The organism is Mycobacterium sp. IS-1742, assembly GCF_001500125.1.
GTDB lineage: Bacteria > Actinomycetota > Actinomycetes > Mycobacteriales > Mycobacteriaceae > Mycobacterium.
The window spans coordinates 92,167-109,145 of record NZ_LQIV01000045.1; the positions used below are offsets into that span (position 1 = coordinate 92,167).

The 16,979-nt window shown below is 68.3% G+C and carries 17 protein-coding genes; 13 read left to right on the forward strand and 4 right to left on the reverse strand.

The window, feature by feature from the left end; translation table 11 throughout:
• The first annotated feature begins 157 nt into the window (after nt 1-157).
• Nucleotides 158-436, forward strand: a complete 279-nt coding sequence (locus AU196_RS24440) for a WhiB family transcriptional regulator (RefSeq protein WP_172800576.1) — start codon at nt 158-160, stop codon at nt 434-436.
• 22 nt (nt 437-458) lie between these two features.
• Here AU196_RS24440 and AU196_RS24445 read toward each other — a convergent pair whose 3' ends face one another.
• Nucleotides 459-881 (reverse strand): metallopeptidase family protein, encoded by a 423-nt coding sequence (locus AU196_RS24445; protein ID WP_059097760.1) that lies wholly within the window; start codon nt 879-881, stop codon nt 459-461.
• A gap of 133 nt (nt 882-1,014) precedes the next feature.
• On the opposite strand from AU196_RS24445, the gene AU196_RS24450 reads away from it, so the two are divergent.
• The 4 genes from AU196_RS24450 (at nt 1,015) to manA (ending at nt 5,251) form a co-directional block, all read left to right on the forward strand.
• Nucleotides 1,015-1,437, forward strand: coding sequence for a DUF3499 domain-containing protein (locus AU196_RS24450; RefSeq protein ID WP_059097672.1), 423 nt, complete (start codon nt 1,015-1,017; stop codon nt 1,435-1,437).
• Nucleotides 1,438-1,531: 94 nt separating this feature from the next.
• Nucleotides 1,532-2,929: a phosphomannomutase/phosphoglucomutase gene (locus AU196_RS24455; protein ID WP_059097673.1), complete on the forward strand. Its 1,398-nt coding sequence runs from the start codon at nt 1,532-1,534 to the stop codon at nt 2,927-2,929.
• Entirely contained in the window at nt 2,926-4,017 is a 1,092-nt protein-coding gene (locus AU196_RS24460; protein ID WP_059097674.1) for a hypothetical protein, read from the forward strand. The genes AU196_RS24455 and AU196_RS24460 overlap by 4 nt, the downstream gene beginning before the upstream one ends.
• A gap of 4 nt (nt 4,018-4,021) precedes the next feature.
• On the forward strand, nt 4,022-5,251 hold the full coding sequence (manA, locus tag AU196_RS24465; protein ID WP_059097675.1) for a mannose-6-phosphate isomerase, class I: 1,230 nt from the start codon (nt 4,022-4,024) through the stop codon (nt 5,249-5,251).
• On the opposite strand, the gene AU196_RS24470 is transcribed toward manA, so the two are convergent.
• Complete coding sequence (locus AU196_RS24470) at nt 5,248-6,636, reverse strand: FAD-dependent oxidoreductase (protein WP_059097676.1); 1,389 nt, start codon at nt 6,634-6,636, stop codon at nt 5,248-5,250. The two genes, manA and AU196_RS24470, sit on opposite strands and share 4 nt — an antisense overlap.
• A 76-nt stretch (nt 6,637-6,712) precedes the next feature.
• On the opposite strand from AU196_RS24470, the gene AU196_RS24475 reads away from it, so the two are divergent.
• The 8 genes from AU196_RS24475 (at nt 6,713) to AU196_RS24510 (ending at nt 14,374) form a co-directional block, all read left to right on the forward strand.
• Nucleotides 6,713-8,185, forward strand: coding sequence for an amino acid permease (locus tag AU196_RS24475; RefSeq protein ID WP_059097677.1), 1,473 nt, complete (start codon nt 6,713-6,715; stop codon nt 8,183-8,185).
• A gap of 67 nt (nt 8,186-8,252) precedes the next feature.
• Nucleotides 8,253-9,494 (forward strand): alkane 1-monooxygenase, encoded by a 1,242-nt coding sequence (locus AU196_RS24480; RefSeq protein ID WP_059097678.1) that lies wholly within the window; start codon nt 8,253-8,255, stop codon nt 9,492-9,494.
• Nucleotides 9,491-9,652, forward strand: a complete 162-nt coding sequence (locus tag AU196_RS24485; protein WP_059097679.1) for a rubredoxin — start codon at nt 9,491-9,493, stop codon at nt 9,650-9,652. The genes AU196_RS24480 and AU196_RS24485 overlap by 4 nt, the downstream gene beginning before the upstream one ends.
• Before the next feature lie 35 nt (nt 9,653-9,687).
• Nucleotides 9,688-9,867: a rubredoxin gene (locus AU196_RS24490; protein WP_059097680.1), complete on the forward strand. Its 180-nt coding sequence runs from the start codon at nt 9,688-9,690 to the stop codon at nt 9,865-9,867.
• Complete coding sequence (alkX, locus tag AU196_RS24495; RefSeq protein WP_059097681.1) at nt 9,864-10,532, forward strand: TetR family transcriptional regulator AlkX; 669 nt, start codon at nt 9,864-9,866, stop codon at nt 10,530-10,532. The genes AU196_RS24490 and alkX overlap by 4 nt, the downstream gene beginning before the upstream one ends.
• A gap of 48 nt (nt 10,533-10,580) precedes the next feature.
• Nucleotides 10,581-12,050, forward strand: a complete 1,470-nt coding sequence (ahcY, locus tag AU196_RS24500; protein WP_059097682.1) for an adenosylhomocysteinase — start codon at nt 10,581-10,583, stop codon at nt 12,048-12,050.
• 84 nt (nt 12,051-12,134) lie between these two features.
• On the forward strand, nt 12,135-13,454 hold the full coding sequence (locus AU196_RS24505) for a lipase family protein (protein ID WP_059097683.1): 1,320 nt from the start codon (nt 12,135-12,137) through the stop codon (nt 13,452-13,454).
• A 101-nt stretch (nt 13,455-13,555) separates the two neighbouring features.
• The gene (locus tag AU196_RS24510) at nt 13,556-14,374 is read left to right on the forward strand and encodes a GAF domain-containing protein (RefSeq protein WP_059097684.1); all 819 of its coding nucleotides are present in this window, start codon (nt 13,556-13,558) and stop codon (nt 14,372-14,374) included.
• Between the two features lie 46 nt (nt 14,375-14,420).
• Here the strand turns inward: AU196_RS24510 and AU196_RS24515 are convergent, their stop codons facing one another.
• Together AU196_RS24515 and AU196_RS24520 are read right to left on the reverse strand one after the other, a co-directional pair.
• Nucleotides 14,421-14,684, reverse strand: coding sequence for a hypothetical protein (locus AU196_RS24515; protein WP_059097761.1), 264 nt, complete (start codon nt 14,682-14,684; stop codon nt 14,421-14,423).
• A gap of 12 nt (nt 14,685-14,696) precedes the next feature.
• Nucleotides 14,697-16,964 (reverse strand): hypothetical protein, encoded by a 2,268-nt coding sequence (locus AU196_RS24520; protein WP_231737710.1) that lies wholly within the window; start codon nt 16,962-16,964, stop codon nt 14,697-14,699.
• Nucleotides 16,965-16,979: the final 15 nt, after the last annotated feature.

Sequence of the window (16,979 nt, forward strand, 5' to 3'; positions counted from 1 at the left end):
AGTGGGGCCACGTGGATCTACGACACCGAGTGAGGAGGGGCGGGAAATGTCTTTTGAGCAAAGCGAATTCGATCGCGTGGTCCGGTTCGACGGCCGGCTGCTCGGCTCCGTCGGCGGGGCGCCACACACCGACACCGGAGCCGCACCGATCGAGGCCATGGGGCGGCCTCAGCTGAGTCTGGTTCCGGAACGCGTGGAAGCCGAACCCGAGGACGCCGACGATCTGTGGCAGGAGCGCGCGCTGTGCGCCCAGACCGATCCGGAGGCGTTCTTCCCCGAGAAGGGTGGTTCGACTCGCGAGGCGAAGCGGATCTGCATGGGCTGCGAGGTCCGGGACGAGTGCCTCGACTACGCGCTGGCCCACGACGAGCGCTTCGGCATCTGGGGCGGGCTCTCCGAGCGCGAGCGCCGTCGCCTCAAGCGCGGCATCATCTGACCCCTCCTGCCGGGGGCTCGCCCTAATCGTCGTCGATCGTCGGGTCGATGACGGAGGGTTCGACCCCCAGATATGTGGCCACCTGAGCCACGAGCACCTCATGCAACAGCTCGGCCAGTTCGTCGGAGTCCTTGGCCCGACGCTCGATCGGCTTCCTGAACAACACGATTCGCGCCCGCGTGGAGTTACCGCGGACATCGACGCCGGCCGGTATCAACCGGGCCAGCGCCACCGGCCCATCGGCCACCACCTCGGGTGGCCACTGCACACTCTCGGGATCCTTCGGCGCCATGCGCGGGATCTCGTCCACCGCGACGTCCAATCCGGACACCCGTTCTTGCCACCGCCGCTCGATCGGTTCGTAGGCCTCCAGCACCGCCATGTCGAACCGCTCGGCCCGGCTGCGCCACCCGGGCACCGTCGGCGGGAGAAGCGGGCCGCGCATCTCGCGCCCGCGGCGTGATCTCCAGCGGTTGCGCTCGGCCACGGTCACCGATCGTAACGGTTGGCTATCGGCGGGTCCGCCGCTGCGCGTGTCCGGCACCACGCGGCGTTTGTCCCGCGATAGCCTTCCGTTCGTGAATGTTCCCCGTCGCTGCTGCAGGCCCGGGTGCCCCCACTATGCGGTGGCGACGCTGACGTTCGTCTACTCCGACTCCACCGCTGTCGTCGGCCCGCTGGCCACCGTGTCCGAACCGCACTCCTGGGATCTGTGCGTGAGCCACGCCGGCCGGATCACCGCGCCGCGCGGATGGGAACTGGTCCGCCACGCCGGACCGTTGCCCTCCCACTCCGACGACGACGACCTCGTCGCCCTGGCCGACGCGGTCCGCGAGGGCCGCGAGTCGGCGGCACCCGCCCGCGGGGGAGTCGTCCCCGGATTCTCCGACCCCACGGGCGGCGCCCAGAGCGGGGCGTTGCTGGCGCCGCCTGTGCGGCGGCCCGAGCCGACCGGACGCCGGCGCGGCCATCTGCGCGTGCTCCCCGACCCGGCTGAATGACTCCGGACAGTCCCGCCTAGGGCGTCATAGCTTCGCGAACGATCCCTCCGGTGCGGATAGGCTGACGGAAACGTCCCCGACTCCAAGGAGTTGTATGTCTAGGCCGGCTGCGGCGGTGCATCGCGTCATCAAGGCGTATGACGTACGTGGCCTGGTCGGCGAGGAACTCGACGCGGCGTTCGTGGCCGACGTCGGCGGAGCGTTCGCACGGCTGGTCGCCGACAGCGCCGGCCAGGTCGTGATCGGCCACGACATGCGGTCGAGTTCACCCGCGCTGTCGGAGGCCTTCGCCGAGGGCGTGCTGGCCCAGGGCCTCGATGTCGTCCGGATCGGGCTGGCGTCCACCGATCAGCTGTACTTCGCCTCGGGGTTGCTGGACTGCCCCGGGGCCATGTTCACCGCCAGCCACAACCCGGCCGCCTACAACGGCATCAAGCTGTGCCGCGCCGGGGCCAAACCGGTCGGCCGCGACACCGGGCTCACCCAGATCGCCGAGCAGGTCATCGACGGCGTGCCCGCCCATGACGGACCTCGCGGCACTGCATCCGACCGCGACGTGCTGACCGACTACGGCGCATTCCTGCGGTCGCTGGTGCCGATCTCCGGGCGGCGTCCCCTGCGCGTCGCCGTCGACGCCGGGAACGGGATGGCCGGGCACACGACGCCGGCGGTCCTCGGCCCCATCGACGCGGTCACCCTGCTGCCGCTGTTCTTCGAACTCGACGGCACCTTCCCCAACCACGAGGCCAACCCCCTGGACCCGGCCAACCTGATCGACCTGCAGGCCTTCGTGCTCGAGACCCGTGCTGATATCGGGCTGGCCTTCGACGGGGACGCCGACCGCTGCTTCGTCGTCGACGAGAAGGGTCGGGCGGTGTCGCCCTCGGCGGTGACCGCGCTGGTGGCCGCGCGCGAACTCGGCCGGGAGATCGGCGCGACGATCATCCACAACCTGATCACCTCGCGCGCGGTGCCCGAACTGGTCGCCGAACGCGGCGGCACGGCGGTGCGTTCGCGGGTCGGGCACTCCTACATCAAGGGATTGATGGCCGAGACCGGGGCGATCTTCGGGGGCGAACATTCCGCGCACTACTACTTCCGCGACTTCTGGGGTGCCGACTCCGGGATGCTCGCCGCGCTGCACGTGCTGGCCGCACTCGGCGAACAGGATCGTCCGCTGTCGGATTTCATGGCCGACTACCAGCGTTACGAGGCGTCCGGCGAGATCAACTTCACCGTCGCCGACGCGCCCGCGTGCGTGGAGGCGGTGCTCAAGTCCTTCGGCACCCGCATCCACTCGATCGACCACCTCGACGGGGTGACGGTCGACCTCGGTGGCGGCCAGTGGTTCAACCTGCGCACCTCCAACACCGAACCGTTGCTGCGCCTCAACGTCGAGGCGCGCACGGGCGAGGAGGTCGACGAGGTGGTCGGGCAGGTCTCCGAGACCGTTCACGCCCAGAACGCAGAACCAGGCGGGACATCGACGTGACCGGATCATCGGCTGCCCTGGTAGACCTCGACGACGGTGAGGCCCTGCTGGCCGCCGACCGCGACGGTCTGCTGAGGGCGGCCGCGATGGCCGGCGCGCAGGTGCGCGCCACGGCGGCCGCGCTCGACGAGGGCCTGCTCGAGTCGCTGCGTTCGGGTCAGCCGCCGCGCACCGTGATCTGGGTGGCGGGTCGCGGCGCGGCCGAGACCGCCGGTGCGGTGCTGGCCGCCGCGTTCGGCGCCGTCGTCGCCGCCCCGATCGTGACGGTCGGCGCGGCGCCGCCCTGGATCGGCGCGCTCGACGTGATCGTGGTCGCCGGTGACGACCCCGGCGATCCCGCGCTGGTGTCGGCGGCCGCGACAGGCGTGCGCCGCGGTGCCCGCGGCGTGGTGGTCGCCCCGTACGAGGGGCCATTGCGTGATGCGACGGCCGGGCGCGCGGTCGCGCTCGCGCCCCGCCTGTGGGTGCCCGACGATTTCGGGTTGTCGCGTTACCTCGCGGCGGGGCTGGCCGTCCTGCAGGTCGTCGATCCCGGGCTGCGGGTGGATCTCGGCGAACTCGCCGACCAACTCGACGCCGAGGCGCTGCGCAACAGCGCGGGCCGTGACCTGTTCACCAACCCCGCGAAGGCGTTGGCCGAACGCATCTCGGGACGTGACGTCGTGCTGGCGGGCGACAATGCGAGCACGCTGGCGCTCGCCCGGCACGGCGCGGCGGTGCTCCTGCGGGTCGCGCAGGAGACGGTGGCCGCGGTCGGCCTCGGCGACGTGCTGGTGGCGTTGCGGAACGGGTTCGGCGCAGCCGGGGCGGGCTCGGCCGGCGCCTCGCTGTTCCACGACGAGGAACTCGACGGTCCACTGCCACGACGCGTGCGCACGGTCGTGCTGACGACCGACGCGGAGCGCCCGACGGTGGCGGCGCGGGTCAGTGGATACGACGACGTCGACGTGATCGACGCCGAAGACGTACCCGACGGACCGGAGCCAGGAGGGGCTGCGGCCAGCGGCAGGGGGATGGAACAGGAATTGGCGACACTGGCGGTGCGGTTGGAGATGACCGCGGTCTACCTGCGACTGGTTCGAGGTTGATCGGGTGCATCTGCTGAGGGGAGCGGTGCGGACCTATGCCTGGGGTTCGCGGACGGCGATCGCCGATTTCACCGGAAGGCCAAGTCCGACAGCGCATCCGGAGGCCGAATTGTGGTTCGGCGCCCACCCCGGGGATCCGGCCTATCTTCAGGACGGGGACGGCGAGGTCTCGCTGCTCGAGGCGCTGCACGACGACCCCGACGGCCAGCTGGGCGCCGCGGTCGTCGACCGGTTCGGCGAGACGCTGCCGTTCCTGGTGAAGGTGCTCGCCGCCGACGAGCCGTTGTCGCTGCAGGCCCACCCGAGCGCCCAGCAGGCCGCCGAGGGCTACGACCGCGAGGAGCGGCTCGGTATCCCCGTGTCGGCGCCGATGCGCAACTACCGCGACCGCAGCCACAAACCCGAGCTGTTGGTCGCGCTCGACCGGTTCGAGGCGCTGGCCGGGTTCCGTCCGGTCCCGCGCACCGTCGAGCTGATGCGGGCACTCGAGGTGCCCGAGCTGGACCCGTTCGTCAACCTGCTGCACGGACAGTCCGAACCCGACGGTCTTCGTGCCCTGTTCACCACCTGGATCACCGCCCCGCAGCCGCACCTGGACGTGCTGGTGCCCGCGGTGCTCGACGGGGCGATCGACTACATCCGCGCCGGGCAGACCGAGTTCGCGGCCGAGGTCAAGACGGTGCTCGAACTCGGCGAACGATATCCGGGGGACGCCGGAGTGCTGGCCGCGATGCTGCTCAACCGCATTACGCTGAGCCCGGGGGAGGGGATCTACCTGCCCGCCGGGAACCTGCACGCCTATCTGCACGGTGTGGGTGTGGAGGTGATGGCCAACTCCGACAACGTGTTGCGCGGTGGGCTGACGCCCAAGCACGTCGACGTCCCGGAACTGCTGCGGGTCCTCGACTTCACCCCGACCCCCGATCTCGTGCTGCGGCCCGAGATCGCCAGGGACGGAATCGAATACGAATACCGGACGCCGGCGCCGGAGTTCGCGGTGTCGGTGCTGCGCCTGCACGGCGACAACGTCGGCCACGAGGTGGACGCACCGTCGCCGCACGACGGCCCCCAGGTGCTGGTGTGCACGGAAGGGTGTGCGGAGGTGCACGCCAAGGGCGGCGACGTCCTGGCCCTGCCGCGGGGTGCGGCCGCCTGGGTGACCGCCGACGACGGCCCCGTCCGGTTGCTCGCGGCGACGCCGACGACCGTCTTCCGGGTCACCGTCGGGATCTAGCGGGTTGCGACGAGGTCGCGCTCACGCGTGCGCCGCGTGGCGGCCCGCTTCTCCGCCAGCCACAGTCGCATGTTGTGGCCGATGGTGCGTCCCACCAGGCGCGGCGAGGGAACCATGTAGAGGCTGTCGAGCAGGCTGAACCGCCGCAGGAACCACTCCGCAAGCACCGGATCGGTCTCCGCGGCGCCGAGGAACTGGTCGAACAGGGCGCCGACCGGTCCGTACCACTTGGGCATGGGGCCGCTCGCCCGGTGCAGTGTGAGATCGCCGATCGCGTTCATCTGCCATACCGGGAACGTGGTCTTGGCCGTCGCCTTGCTCAGTGCACGCGCCAACTCCGGTTCGGGGTGCTGCAGCGCCCTGCGCAGATGCCCCGCCTGCAGCGAGGTCATCGTCATGCCCTGACCGAAGGTGGGGTTGAAGCTCACGACCGCGTCACCGAAGGGCACGATGCCCGCCGGGAACCGGTCGATTTTGTCGTAGCGGCGCCAGCGACTGGTCGGGTATTTGTGAAAGGCCATGTCGCCCAAGGGAGTTCCGGCTCGCACGGCGGAGGCGACGTGGGCGGGCAGGATCGTGTCGACCAGATCGCAGATCTCGGCGAAGTTCTGCGGGGGCGCCACCTTGCCGACACCGAAGGTCGTGATGTTCCAGTTGCCGTCCTCGTAGAGCAGCATCCCGACGCCCACCGGCCGTTCCACCGACGCGCCTGCGACCACCACCTTCTCGGCCAGCAGCCCCTCGGGGATGTGGACCTGCTGGGTGGCGTAGGCGATGCCGACGTCGACGGTGTCCTCGGGTGGGCGTTCGAAACCCCACTGCGTCAACCACACCGGGAGCCGGGTGCCGCGACCGGTGGCGTCGACGACGAGGTCGGCCGCCACCGTCTCCGGCTCGCGCTCGGCGTCGAGGAGCACACCGGTGACGCGCCGGGCGACGGGATCGAAGACCGGTTCGCCGACCGAACGCTGTTCGACGGTCACGTTCGGGATCGCCATGGTGCGCCGACGGATCTGCCATTCCAGCTGCGGCCGGCTGGGGACGTAGGCGGTGAACTCGTCGCGCAGCGTGTGCTTGGTCCCCAACACATGCCCGGCCGCGCCGAAGTGGATACAGTCCGGTCGGTTCTCCAGGATCGGCACGCCCTCGGCGACCATGCCGTCGAGCAGGCCCGGATACAGGCTCTCGAACTCCTGGGCGCCGCGCGCCATGAGCAGGTGGACGTGGCGACCCTGCGGCACCGCGGCCCGGTTGACCGGCCGGTCGGGCAGGTCGTCGCGCTCGTATACGGTCACCCGGTCGTAGAAATCGGACAGCACGCGCGCTGCGCACATTCCCGCGATGCTGCCCCCGACGACGATCGCGTGTTTAGTACTCCGCCCCATCGGTGCACAGTACTCGGTACTGTCCCCGAATCCAGGCCCTCAACTCGCATCGCGACCCATCCGAAAGGGAAACGTCATGGCCGGTAGATGGCGCACGAAATCCGTCGAGCAGTCGATCGCCGACACCGACGAACCGGGGACCAGGCTTCGCAAGGATCTGAGCTGGTGGGATCTGACGGTGTTCGGTGTATCGGTCGTGATCGGCGCAGGCATCTTCACCATCACCGCGTCGACGGCAGGCAACCTCACCGGTCCGGCGATCTCGATCTCGTTCGTGATCGCCGCGATCGCATGCGGTCTGGCGGCGTTGTGCTACGCCGAGTTCGCCTCGACGGTGCCCGTCGCGGGCAGCGCATACACGTTCTCCTACGCCACCTTCGGCGAATTCATGGCCTGGATCATCGGATGGGACCTGATCCTGGAGTTCGCCGTGGCCGCCGCGGTGGTGGCCAAGGGCTGGTCGAGCTACCTCGGGACGGTGTTCGGCTTCGGCGGCGGGGTCGCGAACTTCGGCGGGTTCGAGGTGGACTGGGGAGCGCTGGTGATCATCGCCGTGGTCACCCTGTTGCTGGCCCGCGGGACCAAGCTCTCCGCGGAGGTCAGCCTCATCATCACCGTCATCAAGGTCGCGGTGGTGCTGCTGGTGGTCGTCGTCGGCTCGTTCTTCATCAAGGCCGCCAACTACTCGCCGTTCATCCCGCCCGCCGAATCCGGTGAGGGTGGTACCGGCTCGGAGCAGTCGTTGTTCTCGCTGATCACCGGCGCGGAGGGCAGCGCCTACGGCTGGTACGGCCTGCTCGCCGGCGCGTCGATCGTGTTCTTCGCGTTCATCGGTTTCGACATCGTGGCCACCACCGCCGAGGAGACCAAGAATCCGCAGCGCGATGTGCCGCGCGGCATCCTCGCGTCGCTGGGCATCGTCACCGTCCTGTACGTGGCCGTCGCCGTGGTCCTGTCCGGGATGGTGTCCTACACGCAGTTGCGCGACGCGGGCAGCGGGGCGAACCTCGCGACCGCGTTCGAGGCGAACGGGGTGAACTGGGCGGCGACCGTCATCTCCATCGGCGCGCTGGCCGGTCTCACCACCGTGGTCATCGTGCTGATGCTCGGGCAGACGCGGGTGCTGTTCGCGATGTCGCGCGACGGTCTGCTGCCCCGTCAGCTGGCCCAGACCGGTGAGCACGGCACGCCGGTGCGCATCACGGTGATCGTCGGTGTGGTCGTGGCGGTCGCCGCGACGGTCTTCCCGATCGGCAAGCTCGAGGAGATGGTCAACATCGGCACGCTGTTCGCGTTCGTGCTGGTGTCCGCCGGGGTGATCGTGCTGCGGCGCACCCGACCGGACCTCGAGCGCGGTTTCAAGGCGCCGTTCGTGCCGTTGCTGCCGATCGCCGCGATCATCGCCTGCCTGTGGCTGATGCTGAACCTGACCGGGCTGACCTGGATGCGATTCCTCATCTGGATGGCGATCGGCGTGGTCGTCTACTTCCTCTACGGCCGTCGGCACTCGCTGCTCGGCCGGCGGGAACGCGAGGCCGTTTCGGAGTAATTTACAAAACCATGCTCTGTGTCTAGACAGCGGACAAACACGCTTCTATAGTCAAGTCATCGTCGTGATGACTCACTTGGAGGTGGCTGTGACCGCAGAACCGGAAGCCCTCGACATCGCCCAGTGGCGTGACCGCAAGCGCTATCTGTGGCTGATGGGCCTGATCGCCCCGACCGCGCTGTTCGTGATGCTGCCGGTCGTGTGGGCGCTCAACCAGCAGGGATGGCACGCGGCCGCCGCGGCGCCGTTCTGGATCGGGCCGATCCTGCTGTACATCCTGTTGCCCGCCCTCGACCTGCGGTTCGGGCCCGACGGGCAGAATCCGCCCGACGAGGTGATGGAGCGGCTCGAGAACGACAGGTACTACCGCTACTGCACCTACCTCTACCTGCCGTTCCAGTGCGCCAGCGTCGTCCTCGGCGCCTACCTGTTCACCGCCTCGGACCTCGGGTGGCTGGGGTTCGACGGTGGCCTGAGCTGGCCGGCGAAGATCGGCCTGGCGCTGTCGGTCGGCCTGCTCGGCGGCGTCGGCATCAACACCGCACACGAACTCGGCCACAAGAAGGACTCGCTGGAGCGCTGGCTGTCGAAGATCACGCTGGCGCAGACCTGCTACGGCCACTTCTACATCGAGCACAACCGCGGCCACCACGTCCGGGTCGCGACTCCCGAGGACCCCGCGTCGGCGCGGTTCGGTGAGACGTTCTGGGAATTCCTGCCGCGCAGCGTGTTCGGCAGCCTGAGATCTGCGTGGGAGCTGGAAGCCAAGCGGCTCGAGCGCGCAGGCAAGACGAAGTGGCACTGGTCCAACGACGTGCTCAACGCATGGGCGATGTCGGTGGTGTTCTACGGCGTGCTGGTCGCGGTGTTCGGTTGGGCGGTGCTCCCGTACATCGTCATCTCGGCGGTGTTCGGCTTCACGCTGCTCGAGACGGTCAACTACCTCGAGCACTACGGGCTGCTGCGGCAGAAGACCACGAGCGGCCGCTACGAGCGTTGCGCACCGGTGCACAGCTGGAACTCCGACCACATCGTGACCAACCTGTTCCTCTACCACCTGCAGCGGCACAGCGATCACCACGCCAACCCCACTCGCCGCTACCAGACGCTGCGCAGCATGGAAGGCGCGCCGAACCTGCCGAGCGGATACGCCTCGATGATCGCGCTGACCTACTTCCCGCCGCTGTGGCGCCGCGTGATGGACCATCGGGTGCTCGAGCACTACGGCGGCGACATCACCCGGGTCAACGTCCATCCCCGCGTGCGCGACAAGGTGATGGCCCGCTACGGCGCGGACGCGCCGGCATGAGCGCCTACCGCTGCCCGGGCTGCGGTTACGTCTACGACGAGGTGAGAGGCGCTCCCCGGGAGGGCTTTGCGGCGGGGACGCCGTGGAGCGAGATCCCCGACGACTGGGGCTGCCCGGACTGCGCCGTGCTCGAGAAAGTCGACTTCGAACCCGTCTGAACACCCGTCAACGAGCCGATACGAGAGGAAATACCATGGACTACAAGCTGTTCGTCTGCGTGCAGTGCGGATTCGAGTACGACGAGGCCAAGGGGTGGCCGGAGGACGGCATCGCCCCGGGCACCCGTTGGGACGAGATCCCCGACGACTGGAGCTGCCCGGACTGCGGCGCGGCGAAGTCGGATTTCGAGATGGTGGAGGTCGCCCGGGGATGACCGCTAGGGTCGCGCGTGTGGTTTCCCGCGCACGCGTGCCCTACGCCGAGGCGTCGAGGGTGCTGCTGCGCGACTCGATCCTCGACGGCATGCGCGAACTGCTGGACACCCGCGACTGGTCGGCGATCACGCTGACCGACGTGGCCAAGGCTGCCGGGATCAGCCGCCAGACCATCTACAACGAGTTCGGCTCCCGGCAGGGGCTGGCCCAGGGATACGCGCTGCGGCTGGCCGACCGCCTCGTCGACGCGGTCGACGACGCCATCGAGAGCAATGTCGGCGAGGTGTACGCCGCCTTCCTCGAGGGTTTCCGCGCCTTCTTCACCGAGTCGGCCGCCGATCCGCTGGTGATCTCGCTGCTGTCGGGAGACTCGAAGCCGGACCTGTTGCAGATCATCACCACCGACAGCGGGCCGATCATCACCCGGTGTTCGGACCGGTTGACGTCGACCTTCCAGCACAGCTGGGTCAAGGCCAGCGACGAGGACGCCGGAATCCTGGCCCGCGCGATCGTGCGCCTGGCCATGAGCTACGTCTCCATGCCTCCGGAGGCCGACCACGACGTGGCCGGTGACCTGGCCCGGCTCATGACACCCTTCGCGGAGCGCTACGGTGTTATCGAGCAGGATCCGCGGCCGGCGAAGACGCACCGCCCCGATGGCTAATCTGACACTCAGCTGAGTAATTGCGACGCGCGCACGAGAAGGAAGCACATGACCACGACTGAGCAGCGACTGACGGTCGAGAGCCGCAACGGCATCGACTACAAGGTCGCCGACCTGTCCCTGGCCGAATTCGGCCGTAAAGAGATCCGCCTGGCCGAGCACGAGATGCCGGGCCTGATGGCGTTGCGGCGCGAATACGCCGAGGTGGCGCCGCTCAAGGGCGCCCGCATCTCCGGATCGCTGCACATGACGGTGCAGACCGCGGTGCTCATCGAGACCCTGGTCGCCCTCGGTGCCGAGGTCCGCTGGGCGTCGTGCAACATCTTCTCGACCCAGGACCACGCGGCCGCGGCGGTCGTCGTCGGCCCGCACGGCACCCCCGAGGAGCCCAAGGGCACCCCGGTCTTCGCCTGGAAGGGCGAGACGCTGGAGGAGTACTGGTGGGCCGCCGAGCAGATGCTGACCTGGCCGGGCGAGCCGGCCAACATGATCCTCGACGACGGCGGCGACGCCACCATGCTGGTGCTGCGCGGCGCGCAGTTCGAGAAGGCCGGCGTGGTCCCGCCCGCCGAGGACGACGACTCCGCCGAGTACCGGGTCTTCCTCAACCTGCTGCGTGAGCGGTTCGAGACCGACAAGACCAAGTGGACGAAGATCGCCGAGGCGGTCAAGGGTGTCACCGAGGAGACCACGACCGGTGTGCTGCGGCTCTACCAGTTCGCCGCCGCAGGCGAGCTGGCGTTCCCCGCGATCAACGTCAACGACTCGGTCACCAAGAGCAAGTTCGACAACAAGTACGGCACCCGCCACTCGCTGATCGACGGCATCAACCGCGGCACGGACGTGCTGATCGGCGGCAAGAAGGTGCTGATCTGCGGCTACGGCGACGTGGGCAAGGGTTGCGCGGAGTCGCTCGCCGGCCAGGGCGCCCGGGTCCAGGTCACCGAGATCGATCCGATCAACGCGCTGCAGGCGCTGATGGACGGCTTCGACGTGGTGACCGTCGAGCAGGCGATCGGCAGCGCCGACATCGTCATCACCTCGACGGGCAACAAGGACATCATCACCCTCGACCACATGAAGGCGATGAAGGACAAGGCCATCCTCGGCAACATCGGCCACTTCGACAACGAGATCGACATGGCGGCCCTCGAGCGGTCCGGCGCGACGCGGATCAACATCAAGCCGCAGGTCGACGAGTGGACCTTCGACGACGGCCACGCGATCATCGTGCTGTCCGAGGGCCGCCTGCTGAACCTGGGCAACGCGACCGGCCACCCGTCGTTCGTGATGAGCAACAGCTTCTCCAACCAGGTGATCGCGCAGATCGAGCTGTGGACCAAGAACGACGAGTACGACAACGAGGTCTACCGGCTCGCCAAGCACCTCGACGAGAAGGTCGCCCGCATCCACGTCGAGGCGCTCGGTGGCACGCTGACCAAGCTCACCAAGGAGCAGGCGGAGTACATCAACGTCGACGTCGAGGGCCCGTACAAGCCGGAGCACTACCGGTACTAGATCACCCCGCGCCGAACGTGCGCTCACGGCGAGAAATCTCGACTTTTCTCGCGGTGGGCGCACGTTCGCCGTTAGGGTCGGACCATGGGGCGGGGGATCCGGGCTTTTCTTGTCATGCTGTGCCTGTTCACCGTCGCGGTGACCACGGCCGGCCCCGCGCACGGCGACGATCCGACGATCGACGACCATCACCCGTACTTCAACGAGGACGAGTATCAGGCGTTCTACACCCCTCCTGACCCGTTGCCGCCGGGCGGTCCCGGCGACCTGATCCGGACCGAGCCGTCGCGGTTGGTGCTCGAACCGTCGGGCGCGCTCGGCATGATCATGGCGAACGGCACGCGAATCATGTACCGCAGCAACGACGCTCGCGGCAATCCGGTGGCCGTCACGGGAACATACTTCGAACCGCACAACCCATGGCCGTTCGGTGGGCCGAGACCGCTGATCGTCTACGGGCCGGGCACCCAGGGCCAGGGTGACCAGTGCGCGCCGTCGCGCCAGTTCAACCAGGGCATCCACTGGTCGCCGTATCTGGACATCGCGTTCAACTACGAGGAGTTGTTCGTCGCGACCATGGTGGCGCGCGGGTTCGCGATCGTGATGACGGACTACGAGGGCCTCGGCACACCGGGTCTGCACACCTACGTCAGCCGCGTCTCGCAGGGTCACGCGATGCTCGACGCGGCCCGCGCGGCGAAGCGACTACCGGACACCTCGCTGAATCCCGAAGGGCCGGTGGCCTTCTGGGGCTATTCGCAGGGCGGGGGAGCGGCCGCATCCGCCGCCGAGATGGCGCAGGGATACGCACCGGAGGTCGACGTCGTCGGAACCTATGCGGGTGCGCCGCCGGCCGACCTCAAGGCGCTGTTCCCGTTCGCCGACGGCAGCATGCTGGTCGGCGTCGTCGGCTACGCGCTGAACTCGGTGATCACCGCCTATCCCGAACACGAGGCGGCGATCCGGGCCACGCTCACACCGCGTGGCGCGGACATGCTGTTCAAGGTGCAGGATCAGTGCATCGCCGAGACGATCACCAAATTCATGTTCAGGCACCTGCAGCCCTACTTCAACCAGGACATCCACCAGTTGGTCGAGCAGGAGCCGTTCCGGTCGCTGTTCGAGGAGCAGAAGTTGGGGCGGTCCAAGCCCAACGCGCCGGTGTTGATCAACGCCAACAGGTTCGACCCGCTGGTGCCCTGGGCGCCGGCGATGCAGCTCGGCCGTGACTGGTGTGCGCAGGGCGCCGACGTGGAAGCCCGTACGAACGAGCAGCCGCCGTTCCTCAACAAGGCGGTGGTCAACCACGGGCTGCCGATGTTCGTCGACGGTGAGCCCGCGATGCAGTGGATCGCCGACCGGTTCAAAGGCGTGCCGACGGCGCCGAACTGCGGGCGGATCTGAACCCGCGAACTGACGCGGATCTTACGAGTGGCTGAACGCCGTTTCGTGCCGATACCCCTGGGGTACTGAGAGCTCACATTCACTTGAGGAGAGGGCGTGGGATGGCCGACGTGCATATCGGTGACGAGCAGACGTTCGACGAGTCGGCGCTGGTGGCGCCGATCAACCTGATCTCGCACGCCGTCGTGCGCAACGCCGTCACCCGGTTGCAGGACGACCACCGAATCACCGACGCCGACACGGCTTTTCGTGCGCTGTTGACCGTCTCGAAGCGCTACGACGTCAAGCTCCGGCATCTGTCGGCAGCGGTCGTCAACGCGGACGCGGGCACCCCCGGCGCCACGAGCGCCCCTGCGCTGTCGTTCTCGCTGAGGGGCCGCGGTAGGGCGCCGAGGCGGTCCGACGTGCTCGCCGATCTCGTCACCACCGCGGTCGAGCTGTTCTCCGCCGGCTCGGCGGCCGTCCAGCTGCGCGACGCCGCGTTCGGCGGGGTGTGCATCGAGAGCCATGAGGGCCTGCCCGAGCAGTTCCGGCACCACTTCAGCTACGTGGAGGACGAGGGCTCGGCCGCCGCATACGCGACGGCGCACTGCGAGGTCGTGCGGGTGGACGACGTCGCGGTCTCGCCGCTGTACAGCTTCACCGACATGGAAGTCCTTGCGCAGTCCGGCGTGCAGGCGGAGATCGCCGTCCCGATGTGCGACGAGGACGGCCGCAACTGGGGCGCGGTGACGGTCATGTTCGACACCCGCAAGCCGCGGATCGACCCATTTGCCATCGAGATGCTGCACGGGCACGCAGATTCCTGCGCACAGTGGCTGCGCTGGTACGACCAGACCGTCATGCCGGAGCTCGTGGCCGCCGTCCACGACGTCGCGGCGTCGCTGGCCGACGCCGGCAGCACGGCGGTGTCGGCGTAGGGCATCGTTCGGCTGCTCTGCGGCGAACGGCAGTGGTGAGACGACGCTAGACCGGTGTGCCGCGGTTCCACCCGGGCTTTTGGATCAGAAGGTTGTCTCGCTCACGGCGACGGCATGATTCGGCGAAGTCGATCGCCGCGGACGCGTCGGCCAGGAATTGTTCGAACTCCTGGGATGTGAGCTCGTAGTACTCCTCGTAGTCCAACGGTCCGTTGCTGACAGGGATGGACAGGTATCGACGGTTCGACTTGTCCTCGATACCGATCGAGTACCGGTGCTCCCTGGAGAAGTAGTGGTCTATGAAAGCCATTCGCACGCCCATCTACTCGGTGATCTCGGTGATCGTGTAATCGTCGGGTGTCACGCCGGCACCATCGATCACGGCTTCGGAGTTGCCGTCCGGAAGAAGACCTCCCGGCAGCCACAGGTCATTCGCGCCCGCTTCGTTGCCAGATGGTACGCGCACGTTGTGGTCGTGTGGGTCTGCGATGTCGATACGAAGAACGTTGTGCTCGCCCAGGAAACCCTCCGGCCAGCCGAGCATTCGTTCCATCGCCCTCGGTTCGCCACCGGTGGACTCCAGCAACGCGTCGACCTCGCTCTTGGCCATGACGAAGGCGGTTCCGTCCCGCTGTGCCAATCCGTACTTCTCGAAGTTGCTCTCCGGCATGAACCGCGTCGCGCCTTCGCGGAACTTCTCGAGGTGATCGTGGATGTACTCCGGCGACAGATACTCGGACGGATCCGGCCTCGTCCCCTTCTCCATCGCCAGCAATTCGTCGCGCTTCTCGTCGGTCACGGGGGGTTGTTCGTCACCCGGGTTCGATTCCCCTGCCGGCTGCGACTCGACTGAGGTAGGCGCTGACGCCGGTTCGGCTGATCCCGCATCCAGTGGTCTCGGCAAGGGCTTCGGGGTCGGTGCGTTCTCCGTCGTCGGGCCGCCGGCGGCCGTAGGCTGTTGTGCGCGTGAGCCTTCGGGCGACGTCGCCTGTGGCGATCGTCCGTCCGGTGTGCGCGCGTCCGGTGTCCGCGTCTCGGGGCCGTGTGTTGCGCCCGGAGCGTGCGCCGCACCCGGGGTGTGTGGCGCCATCGGTCCCATCGGCGCGTCGACACCGCCTGGACTTGTCGGGTCGAGCAGCGATTCGGGGATCGCCGGCGGCCGGACATCCGGCACACGCGTGGGTCCGGGCCCGACGCTGTCGAGGTCGGGGACTCTGTCCACATCCGTTGTGCCGTACCGCGACCCGAGGCCGCGCAACCCGGGAATCCGCCCGTCCTCCAGCAGGCCCCTGGCCGTCTTCAGCCCCTTGGCGACGGATCCCGTCTTCGAGAGTGCGCCGCCGGGAACGAACAACGACCCGATGTTGAACGCGGCTTCGCCCGCCGCGCGCCCGGGGTGGTCACTCGACCACTTGTCGAGCGCGATGAACTGGGCGCCCATGTCGGCCAGGACGCCGGGCAGCTTCGCCGGATCCTGCGCCACCGACAGCGCCACCTCCGCCATGCCCTTCCAGGTGTCGGGGTCGGCCATCGCGACGGTGCCCGCCACGGTGCTGATCAGCCCCGTGGTCAGACCGACCTGGAAGTCGGTGTACAGGGTGAACGCATCTGCGAGTCTCCCGCCCACCTCCTCGCCCAGGAGCGATTCCAGATGCGGCCGAACCCATTTCTGCAGGGAGCTCACCGCGTCGCCGATGGCGGTGGCGAGTTGTTCGAGGAGGCCGACGACACCTTTGACCTGGTTCTGGAAGTTCTCCAGCACGGTGCCCACATCGCGGGCCACCTCGCGCAGGATGTCGTCGGCCTCTCCGGTGAAAATCCCCTTCACCGTGTCCCACACGCCGTCGAGGGAGATCCTGTCCAGCAGTCGGCGGATGGCGTCCTGGGTCTCCTGCACACCGTCGGCGAAGTCGTCGATCGACGATCCCACGTCGGCGGCCAGGCCCGACAGATCGGTCACTGCCTGGCCCAACGTGTCGAGCGTGTCGCCGATCTTCTCGCCCTCGGGGATCTGTTGCACGGACACAACGGTTTTCACCGGTGCCATGGCCTGGTCGAACAACGACAGTCCTTGACCGAGGTTGCGCCATTGCGCGGCGGTGAGGCGCATCACGCCCGAGTTGCCCGACGGCCAGGTCAGCGCCGCGCCCGCGAACATCCCACCGGGCAAGGCATTGAGGAAGGGGGCGATCACATGCCACTTGGCAGGAGGGGGAACGGTGTTCGAGTTCGGGCCCGTGGCCGCGTCCCCGGCTTTCGTCTCACTCGGCTCGCCGCCCAGGCCACCGGTCGGACCCGCACCGCCGACGGTCGACACCGCGTCGGCGTTCTCGTAGTTGAACCCCGTCGCCTCGATCATGTAGCCGACGGATTTGAATGCGTTCGCGGCTTCGGCCAAACCGTTGGTGAATTCCTGCGCCTGGTCGCCGTACCTCAGTCCGAACTCCAGGCCGGCGGGGTCGGTGCCCGAGGCGATGCCGCCCGACACCACCGAACCCAGCGCGTCCGACAGCATTCCGAGCTGAGTTCCCAGCGCGCCCAGCTCGCCACCAGCCCGGATCAGCGCCTGCGGTTCGACCTCGATGCGCACACCAGAGGCAGCAAA

Bases quoted from the DNA above. Each gene is read 5' to 3' on its own strand.
- AU196_RS24485 (WP_059097679.1), top strand. From the start codon at position 9,491: ATGAGCGCCTACCGCTGCCCGGGCTGCGGTTACGTCTACGACGAGGTG.
- AU196_RS24440 (WP_172800576.1), top strand. From the start codon at position 158: ATGGGGCGGCCTCAGCTGAGTCTGGTTCCGGAACGCGTGGAAGCCGAA.
- alkX (WP_059097681.1), top strand. From the start codon at position 9,864: ATGACCGCTAGGGTCGCGCGTGTGGTTTCCCGCGCACGCGTGCCCTAC.
- ahcY (WP_059097682.1), top strand. From the start codon at position 10,581: ATGACCACGACTGAGCAGCGACTGACGGTCGAGAGCCGCAACGGCATC.
- AU196_RS24515 (WP_059097761.1), bottom strand. From the start codon at position 14,684: ATGGCTTTCATAGACCACTACTTCTCCAGGGAGCACCGGTACTCGATC.
- AU196_RS24490 (WP_059097680.1), top strand. From the start codon at position 9,688: ATGGACTACAAGCTGTTCGTCTGCGTGCAGTGCGGATTCGAGTACGAC.
- AU196_RS24475 (WP_059097677.1), top strand. From the start codon at position 6,713: ATGGCCGGTAGATGGCGCACGAAATCCGTCGAGCAGTCGATCGCCGAC.
- AU196_RS24480 (WP_059097678.1), top strand. From the start codon at position 8,253: ATGACTCACTTGGAGGTGGCTGTGACCGCAGAACCGGAAGCCCTCGAC.
- AU196_RS24455 (WP_059097673.1), top strand. From the start codon at position 1,532: ATGTCTAGGCCGGCTGCGGCGGTGCATCGCGTCATCAAGGCGTATGAC.
- AU196_RS24510 (WP_059097684.1), top strand. From the start codon at position 13,556: ATGGCCGACGTGCATATCGGTGACGAGCAGACGTTCGACGAGTCGGCG.
- AU196_RS24470 (WP_059097676.1), bottom strand. From the start codon at position 6,636: ATGGGGCGGAGTACTAAACACGCGATCGTCGTCGGGGGCAGCATCGCG.
- AU196_RS24505 (WP_059097683.1), top strand. From the start codon at position 12,135: ATGGGGCGGGGGATCCGGGCTTTTCTTGTCATGCTGTGCCTGTTCACC.
- AU196_RS24445 (WP_059097760.1), bottom strand. From the start codon at position 881: ATGCGCGGCCCGCTTCTCCCGCCGACGGTGCCCGGGTGGCGCAGCCGG.